Below are 9126 nucleotides of genomic sequence, written 5' to 3'. Positions count from 1 at the left end.
TGGCGGTGATAGTTATCACGCAAGGCGGAGAAAATTGGCACCAGAGTGCCCGCAGGCACAAGACTTGGTGATCCACTGCGCAAATCGACGACATCGCCGGTGCTTTCAACGGGGAAGGTACCAAAATCGGTTCCGCGCGCTGCGCTATTCCACTCCCGAACGTTAGAGATGGATTTGACTAAGAGATTCTCAGATACGTCCCATTCCAGCGTTACTGCATGGCTGTCGATATCAGAATTGGACTCATCCGGGTCTGTATTGGTGAGCGGCAAAACCTCCAAACGCTCGGCGCTAGCCGAGGCCGCCGCCTGCTCGTAGTAGCGGCCACCATAAAACTGACCGTTAGGATCAGCGTAAATAGGACGCACATGACTGAGCTGCTGCGTATTGGCATTACTCTCCCGGCGTGATCCATCAAAAATGTAATCCAGCGCCACCGTATCGGAAACCTTCCAACGCGCCGCCAGTCGATAATACTGGCCGCTGTTGTCGCCCAGTGATTTGCCATTATAGAGGCTTTCCAGCTCCCGCTCGGCTTCCTTGCGCATATAGGAAAACTTAAAGGCCAACGGGCCGAAATCGGGAGAATCTGCCGATGCCATTACCCGGTTATAACCCTGATCGCCGGCGCCCAATGCCAGCTTGAAGCCAGGCTCACCGTTAGGCTTTTCAGTAATGATATTCAGCGCGCCACCGATGGTATTACGCCCAAACAGCGTACCCTGCGGCCCGCGCAGCACTTCAATGCGCTTGAGATCAACAATATCAAAGGCCAGCCCGGTTGAGCGCGCAAGATAGACACCATCCATGTAAACACCAACGGTCGGATCTATCGTGAGAGCTGTTTCACCCGACGATACGCCTCGAATGGCCATGGCGTAATTATCCTGACTTCCGCTCTGTTTCTGCATACGCAGATTGGGCGTGAAGTCGGCGACATCTTTTGCCTCGCTGGCGCCTAACTGCTCCAGATCAGCGCTGGAAAATGCCGCTACCGACACGGGTGTGTCCTGCAGCGACTCTTCAACTTTACGTGCGGTGACAATCACCTCCTCAATGGTAGCGGAGCGTTTATCTGCAACCTGAGCATGAGCAGGAGATATAAGGGTTGCCGTCAACGCGACAACCAGAGGATATCGACGATTCATGGGTACACCTGTCTTTAATAGTTATAGTGGCGTAACCGACACTTTATGCTCCAATGAATTAGCTGTAAACCAATTTCAATGGAACCCGAAATACAAAAAAGCCGGCAAATTGCCGGCTCAAGCTTTAACGAGCGTGCTAGCTCATAACTTTGCTCAGCGGTTGAATTCGTAGATAAAATCTAGCCCCCAGCTGCGCAGTTCACCCCAGTTTACAACCGCAAAACCCAATTGCCCAAAGTCGATACCAAAATCCCGATATTCATTGTTCTCGAGGTTCTTACCCCAAGCAGCAACGGTTAGCTTGCCATCCATAAAGGCAGGGATTTCCGTGATAGTCGCGCGAGCATTTACCAGATGATGGTCATCAGATTCGTCGTAGAGATTAAACTGGGGGTGAAAGCTAATTTCATCGGTATAGGTTGCGTCAACCCGCAGGGTCAGCTGCCCCCACTCTTTCGGTGCAAACGTGTACTCAAGCGCCAATGAGCCCTGATGCTGTGGCGCATACGTGTTATCAAGTGCACCATTACCTGCAATATCGACATTACTGCTACCTACCGGAAAACCCGTAACCGGATTGACTTTGGTAGTAATAAACTCCTTATGATCCACGTCGATATAGCCGTAGGTCGCGATAACACGTGCACCAATAAATGGAAGATAGACAGCCTCCAGCTCAAAGCCATCTACAACATTTTCACCTGCGTTTACGATATTCGTTGAGGCGCCGCCGCTGCCAGCAGTGAACTGCGCGACCTGCCGATCTTCATATTCAGTATGATAAACCGCCGCATTTAGACGCAGTTTTCTGTCAAACAGATCAGACTTAACCCCTATCTCATAAGAAACTATATTCTCTTCGTCGAACGGGGTTCGGAAGTCGCTTTCAGTTGACGCGCGAACGTTGTAGCCACCTGAACGATAGCCGGTAGCTATACGAAGGTAACTGCTTACCTCATCGCTAAAACGGTAGTCTGCAATGAAGCTGGGGTTAAATTTGCTCCAGTCGTTGTCATCAACAAAGGTTTGAGTAGCGGGCGGGTTACCAAAGCCGTTGGTCAAGGTCGTTTCTTTATCATCCGTTGTGTACCGATAGCCTAACGTCAAATCCAGATCAGCCACAGGTGAAATAGTGAATTGGCCGTAGATCGCGGTGGATTTATTGTCGGTAGCATAGGCAAAGGCAGGACGCGATATCAGCACCGATGATCCAATCAGCGCCGGAGTGAACGCGGCATTCCCCGGAGTACAGACTGCGCTTGCTGCAACACAGGTTGGCAATACGAAAGATTGCGGGTTAGTTTCATCAGCCTGCTCTTCAAAGTAATACACGCCGACATTGTATTTCAGATAATCATCAAACAACGTACCTACAACCTGAAACTCCTGTGAAATCTGTTTCTGGAAAGAATGGCGCTGCGCTGAGAAGATCGGAATCAGCGTTCCACCGGGGATCGGCGTGAATGCTGGCCCGAACTGGCCAGACAGATCATACATCGTGCCAAAGGTAACCGGGAAAGAACCAAATTGGGTTGCCCGTGAGAGACTTGTCCAGTCACGGTAACTGGAGATGGACTTGACCGTCGAGTTTTCCATCCAATCCCACGTAACCGTGACAGCGTGCCCGTCGATATCAGAAGCCGTTTCATCGGAATCTGAACTGGTCATATACAGTTTACCCTGGCGATCCGGGCTAGCCGCCGCAGCTGCAGCTACGTAGTACTGACCACCATAGGTCGGACTCGCCGGGTTGGCATAAGTAGAGCGCACATGGGAAATCTGCGTGGTTGCGGTATTACTTTCACGATCAGATTTATCGTAAACGTAATCGACCGAAATAGCTTCAGATGGCACCCAGTTAACCGCTAAACGAAACGCCTGAGCTTCACCATTACCAAGCTGCTCTCCGTTATAGATACTCTCGAATTGCCCATCATGTTTACTGGTTCGCACCGACATCTTAGCGGCAACATTTCCCCATGCGGGGGTATCCACAGTGGTGTGATAGCTGCGCGTATCTCGAGCGCCGTAACTGACCGCCTGGCGGAAGGCAAATTCACCCTTCGGTTTTTCTGTAATGACATTGATGGCACCACCAATGGTATTACGGCCGAACAACGTTCCCTGCGGACCTCGCAACACTTCAATGCGCTTAAGGTCGACAATATCAAACGCCGCACCGGTGCTCCGGGCGATATAGACTCCATCTTGATAGATACCTACAGTGGGATCTATCGCAAGTGCGGTCTCTCCTGAAGCCACGCTTCGAATGCCAATCGCGTAATTGTCCTGACTCGCTGACTGCTTACGCATGGTTAAACCCGGCGTAAAATTAGCCACGTCCTTTGCTTCTGACACACCAATCTGGGCCAGATCGTCTGCACCAAATGCCGATACCGATACCGGCGTATCCTGAAGTGATTCTTCGACCTTCTGTGCCGTAACAATCACTTCTTCAATGACTTTGGAGCGGTTGTCTGACGGCTGCGCGACTAGAGTAAGGGATGTCGATGACAGCACTGCGGCAAGAACGGATATAGACGTCCGGTCATTATTTCTCTTCATGCTACTGCTCCTGGAACCGTTAACAAGAAACTACCAGCCCTCGTCTCCCCCCGGAGCAGATGCGCTGGAATACTTTCACTAGCCTTACCTGTCAGTAAGTTATAGTAGGTAGCTATAGTTATTTCCAATCGCCATACAATCTATTTCGGTTTTTACGTATTAGCTACGGTAACTAAAATCCAAAAATACCAACCAACCTAATGATTTTCTTATAGTTTTCATCAACCTCGCTCTTTCACTCTATTTTACTGAGCCGCCCCCTCACCCTTTTGGACGAGCCAATGCAGCCGCGCTAATTAATTGATGTGGACGACCTGAAGCTCATGCATGATCAATTTGGTCACGCCATAGAGACCGTTTGCTCACTGCAGTTGGCAACCAGATCAAACAGGATGTAGGAAGCCGCGGAATCTGCTGCAGGTCCGGGGGAGATGAATTCTGGGTACTGCTGAGCAATGATCAAGTTCTGGCCCCAAAAGAATTCGTCGCCAGCCTTTGCGAGAGCTTGTCGAGGCTAGAGACAGCGGCTGGCAATATTCACCTACCTGTATCGGTGAGCACGGGCGTTGTATGGGCGGACAGCCTGCTTCTAACTGACATAGAGGCGCTGATAAGAAAAGCCGACGATGCCGTGTACTCTGCCAAGGAATCCGGCAAAGGGCGCATGGTGTCCGTATCAGCGTCGACAATACCCATCTAGACAGATAACCAACAAACTCGGCACGCGGCTATTCTATTTGGGCGGGAAGCGTAATTGTCGGTCGGGATTAATCAGAACAGGCTAAGGCCTGCTCTGACCCTTCGGGCAGCGCCGCTGCGCGGCTTGTTTAAAATGCTGGCGCATTTTATCGAACGGAGGGTTCTCACCCGGCCTCTTGGCCGGATAAACAAAAAACCCGGCTGAAGCCGGGTTCTTTGTTTATATGGCGGAGAGGGAGGGATTCGAACCCTCGATCCAGTTTCCCAGATATACCCTTAGCAGGGGCACGCCTTCAGCCACTCGGCCACCTCTCCAAAATCGTCGTACTGTCGATCGTTCTTTTTAGCGGCGGATTTAATCGGTTTTAGCCGTCAGAATCTGCCTTTGCGCACGGCTGCAATCACCATAAACGCACACCACGCCACTCTTGCGGCGCAACGAAAAACGCGCGGCATCATACCACACTGAGCGAATATGCAAAGGGGGGGCTGCTAGAAAAACGCAAAATTGCTCAATTATTCAGCAGCTTGCGCATCTAAACCGCTTTCCTTACGGATTTTTTCGTAGACTTCCTCGCGATGGACGGCCACATCCTTAGGGGCCGTCACACCTATGCGTACCTGATTGCCTTTGATACCAAGTACGGTCACCGTAACTTCGTCGCCAACCATCAGTGCTTCACCGATACGACGGGTGAGAATCAGCATGTAATATCTCCACGTTATCTCTCCGTGATAACTGGGTTACGCCGTCCGGGGCAACTGTAATGAATATCAGGAAGGCTCCTGGATAGGTTCCTTATCCAGCTCGAAACCATCGTGCAGCGACCTGACCGCCAGCTCAAGGTACTTCTCATCAACCACCACCGATATCTTGATCTCGGAGGTAGTGATCATTTGAATATTGATGCTTTCCGCCGCGAGGATTTTGAACATCTTGCTGGCTATCCCAGCGTGCGACCGCATTCCCACGCCTACTAGAGAGACCTTCACAATTTTGGCGTCGGCTTTCACTTGCTCCGCACCAATCTTCTCGGCAATTCCTCGCAGTATCGCTTCGGCTCGCGCAAGATCGTTGCGGTGTACTGTAAATGTTAGATCAGTTTTGCCGTCATCGCCAACGTTTTGTATTATCACGTCAACCTCGATATTGGCGTCACCGATCGGCGCCAGTATCTGCGAGGCGACGCCCGGGCTATCCGGCACCCCCACTACGGTCAGTTTCGCTTCATCGCGGTTAAAGGCGATACCTGCAATTGAAGGTGTTTCCATTTCCGATTGTTCCTCAAGGCTGATCAGGGTTCCGGGGCCCTCTTGAAAACTGTGCAGTACGCGCAGCGGCACATTAAACTTGCCAGCGAACTCAACTGCACGAATTTGCAGAACTTTTGAGCCCAGGCTGGCCATTTCCAGCATTTCTTCAAAGGTAATACGGTCAAGACGTCGCGCGTTTTCAACCACCCGAGGATCCGTAGTATATACGCCGTCCACGTCGGTATAGATCTGACATTCGTCAGCTTTAAGTGCGGCAGCAATGGCGACAGCCGTGGTATCGGAGCCCCCACGCCCCAGCGTAGTGATATTGCCTTGCTCGTCGACACCCTGAAACCCGGCCACGACCACTACGCGGCCAGCGGCCAGGTCTGTGCGAATATTGTCGTTGTCTATTTCTCGAATCCGCGCTTTTGTGAAAGCACTGTCGGTTAGAATCTTTACCTGGGCTCCGGTGTACGAGCGGGCCTCTAGACCTCGCTCTTCCAGCGCCATGCTCAGCAGCGCAATGGTAACCTGCTCACCGGTAGAGACCAGCACATCCATCTCACGCGGATTCGGTTTATTGCTGATCTGTTTGGCAAGGTCAATCAAACGATTGGTTTCACCGCTCATGGCCGATACAACCACGACAACGTCATGCCCTTGCGCGCGAAACTTACCTACTTTTTCAGCAACAGACTGGATGCGCTCTACTGAACCCACCGAGGTGCCACCGAACTTCTGAACTATCAGACTCATTGATTTGCTTTCCAACAATAAGGGCTCTACCCGCAAACTTGGCGCCCATAACAACCACGTTGCTTAGGCTCCTGTTTAACCGGCGAACATTCCCACCTATAGATTCTTGACATACTCTGCTGCCACCGCGAGGGCCTTTTCGACATTCGCTGGCTGATCGCCGCCACCCTGCGCCATATCTGGTCGGCCACCGCCCTTGCCGCCGACCGCTGCTGCGGCCTGACGCATTAGGTCACCCGCTTTGAAGCGACCAGTCAGGTCTTTGGTAACACCAGCGGCCAGCGCCACTTTATCGCCTTCGACAGCCGCCAGTAACAGAACACCCGACTGCAGCTTGTTTTTCAGCTGATCCATGCTGTCGCGAAGAGATTTGGCATCGGCGCCTTCAATCTTCACCGCCAACACTTTAACCCCATTGACCTCAACAGCCTCGGCCGTCAAATCACGACTGCCTGCAGTGGCGAGTTTGGCCTTGAGCCGATCAATTTCTTTCTGCAGCTCGCGGTTGCTGCTCACCAGCTGCCCAAGCTTACTGTCAAAGTTTTCCGGCGTCGCTTTGAGCGTCGCCATCGCAGCGCCCAAACGCTTGCGATCAGCAGACACTTCCTGCAACGCCCCTTCGCCAGTCACGGCTTCAATACGCCGTACACCAGAGGCAACGCCGTATTCAGCACTAATGCGAAACAGGCCAATGTCGCCCGTTCGGTCAACGTGAGTACCACCGCAAAGCTCTACCGAGAAGCCATCCCCCATGCTGAGCACACGAACCTCATCACCGTATTTCTCGCCGAATAACATCATGGCGCCGGCCTGTTTGGCGCTTTCAATGTCTGTCACCTGAGTTTCTACCGCCGTATTGCGGCGGATTTGCGCATTCACCATGGCTTCGATGGTTTGCAGTTCTTCCGCACTCACTGATTCGGGGTGAGAGAAGTCAAAGCGAAGCCGTTCAGCATTCACCAGTGAGCCTTTCTGGGCAACGTGATCACCCAGCACCGTTCGCAGGGCTGCATGCAGCAAGTGGGTCGCCGAGTGATTCAACGCCGTCGCCTGACGAATATCGGCCTTTACCTCTGCCGTAACCGCATCGTTTACCTTGAGCGCACCACTGACAAGGCTCCCATGGTGTAAGTGATGATCGCCATTCTTCTGGGTATCAAGCACTTCAAACCGGGAGGTGGCCGCCGTAATCAAGCCTGCATCCCCGGCCTGACCACCGGATTCTGCGTAGAACGGCGTTTTATCCAGAACGACGACACCGCTTTCCCCCTCGGCCAGCGAGGACACCGCAGCACCATCTTTGAACAGCGCGACAACACGGGCATCACCGACTAACGAACTGTACCCACAGAATTCGGTCTGGCCGTCGAGCTCCAGTTTCTCACCACTGGCCATCTTGAACGAACTGGCTGCCCGGGCGCGCTCGCGCTGCTGTTGCATACAAGCTTCAAAGCCCTCCATATCCAGAGTGAGGTCTTTTTCACGAGCAATATCGGCCGTCAGATCAACGGGAAAGCCGTAGGTATCGTACAGACGAAAAACCGTTTCGCCCGGAATCACGCTACCTGCCAACCCTTCGAGATCCTGTTCGAGGATACGCATACCCTGATCCAGGGTTTTGGCAAACTGCTCTTCCTCGTTAAGCAGCGCTTTTTCAATGCGCGCCTGTCCCTTAATCAGCTCGGGATAGGCCCCGCCCATTTCTTTTGCCAGCGGGCCAACGAGCTTGTGGAAGAAGGCGTCGGTCGCACCGAGCTTATTACCGTGGCGCGCTGCGCGGCGGATGATGCGGCGCAACACATAGCCGCGCCCTTCGTTGGACGGCATAACACCGTCACTGATCAAAAAGGCACAAGATCGAATATGATCGGCAATAACGCGCAGCGATTTGTTCTCCAAATCGCTGGTGCCGGTCACCTCAGCGGCCGCGCCAATCAGGTTTTGAAACAGGTCAATTTCGTAGTTACTGTGAACGCCCTGCATTACCGCGGCAATACGCTCCAGCCCCATGCCGGTATCAATAGAAGGGTTTGGCAACGGACTCAACTCGCCGCTGGCATCGCGATTGAACTGCATGAACACCAGGTTCCAGATTTCAATATAGCGATCGCCATCGTCATCAGGGCTGCCGGGCGGGCCACCGGGGACATCCGGGCCGTGATCGTAGAATATTTCCGAGCTGGGGCCGCAGGGACCAGTGTCCCCCATCTGCCAGAAGTTGTCCTCGTCCAGTCTGGAAAAACGCTCTGCGCTTACGCCGAGCTCTTTCAGCCAGATATCGGCGGCCTCATCGTCGGACACATGCACGGTTACCCAGAGTTTTTCCGGGGGCAGTTTGAATTCCTTGGTCAGCAGCTCCCAGGCAAACTGGATGGCCTCACGCTTGAAGTAATCGCCAAAGCTGAAGTTCCCCAGCATTTCAAAAAAGGTATGGTGGCGAGCGGTATAGCCGACATTTTCCAGGTCGTTGTGTTTGCCGCCGGCACGCACACAGCGCTGCGAGCTTGTGGCACGAGTATAGGGCCGCTGGTCATCCCCCAGAAACACATCTTTGAATTGCACCATACCCGCATTGGTAAATAGCAGGGTGGGGTCATTGCCCGGCACCAGCGAGCTGCTGTCGACAGGAGCGTGGCCCTTGCTCTCAAAATACTTCAGAAAGGCGTCGCGAATTTCAGCGCTTTTCATTCGGAGTCCCGTT

6 protein-coding genes and 1 tRNA gene are annotated in these 9126 nt (G+C 52.9%); 1 reads left to right on the top strand and 6 read right to left on the bottom strand.

Annotation, left to right across the window (positions count from 1 at the left end):
• A partial coding sequence (locus tag AC222A_RS12760; RefSeq protein WP_486775069.1) for a TonB-dependent receptor occupies positions 1 to 1148 on the bottom strand: 1148 nt, incomplete at its 3' end.
• 153 nt (positions 1149 to 1301) lie between these two features.
• A complete protein-coding gene (locus AC222A_RS12755; RefSeq protein ID WP_372781958.1) occupies positions 1302 to 3713 on the bottom strand; it encodes a TonB-dependent receptor in 2412 nt (803 codons plus the stop codon).
• Positions 3714 to 4071: 358 nt separating this feature from the next.
• Here AC222A_RS12755 and AC222A_RS12750 point away from each other — a divergent pair, with 358 nt between their 5' ends.
• Positions 4072 to 4413 (top strand): GGDEF domain-containing protein, encoded by a 342-nt coding sequence (locus AC222A_RS12750; protein WP_486775068.1) that lies wholly within the window; start codon positions 4072 to 4074, stop codon positions 4411 to 4413.
• A 224-nt stretch (positions 4414 to 4637) separates the two neighbouring features.
• Here the strand turns inward: AC222A_RS12750 and AC222A_RS12745 are convergent.
• From AC222A_RS12745 to alaS, 4 genes are all read right to left on the bottom strand, one after another.
• Positions 4638 to 4727 (bottom strand) — tRNA-Ser (locus AC222A_RS12745).
• A gap of 201 nt (positions 4728 to 4928) precedes the next feature.
• Positions 4929 to 5120 carry a carbon storage regulator CsrA gene (gene csrA, locus AC222A_RS12740; protein ID WP_372749207.1) on the bottom strand — a complete coding sequence of 64 codons (192 nt, stop codon included), beginning with the start codon at positions 5118 to 5120 and terminating at the stop codon, positions 4929 to 4931.
• Between the two features lie 66 nt (positions 5121 to 5186).
• Entirely contained in the window at positions 5187 to 6425 is a 1239-nt protein-coding gene (locus tag AC222A_RS12735) for an aspartate kinase (RefSeq protein ID WP_372749206.1), read from the bottom strand.
• Positions 6426 to 6521: 96 nt separating this feature from the next.
• Positions 6522 to 9113, bottom strand: coding sequence for an alanine--tRNA ligase (gene alaS / locus AC222A_RS12730; RefSeq protein WP_372749205.1), 2592 nt, complete (start codon positions 9111 to 9113; stop codon positions 6522 to 6524).
• Between the last annotated feature and the right edge of the window lie 13 nt (positions 9114 to 9126).

It is taken from the genome of Litorivivens sp. (assembly GCF_057445395.1).
The sequence above is the reverse complement of the archived record's forward strand: the minus strand, read 5'-3'. Positions and strand labels throughout refer to the sequence as shown.

What these genes read in the sequence shown, in the direction of transcription:
- AC222A_RS12755 (WP_372781958.1), bottom strand. Translation starts at nt 3,713, where the DNA reads ATGAAGAGAAATAATGACCGGACGTCTATATCCGTTCTTGCCGCAGTG.
- csrA (WP_372749207.1), bottom strand. Translation starts at nt 5,120, where the DNA reads ATGCTGATTCTCACCCGTCGTATCGGTGAAGCACTGATGGTTGGCGAC.
- AC222A_RS12735 (WP_372749206.1), bottom strand. Translation starts at nt 6,425, where the DNA reads ATGAGTCTGATAGTTCAGAAGTTCGGTGGCACCTCGGTGGGTTCAGTA.
- alaS (WP_372749205.1), bottom strand. Translation starts at nt 9,113, where the DNA reads ATGAAAAGCGCTGAAATTCGCGACGCCTTTCTGAAGTATTTTGAGAGC.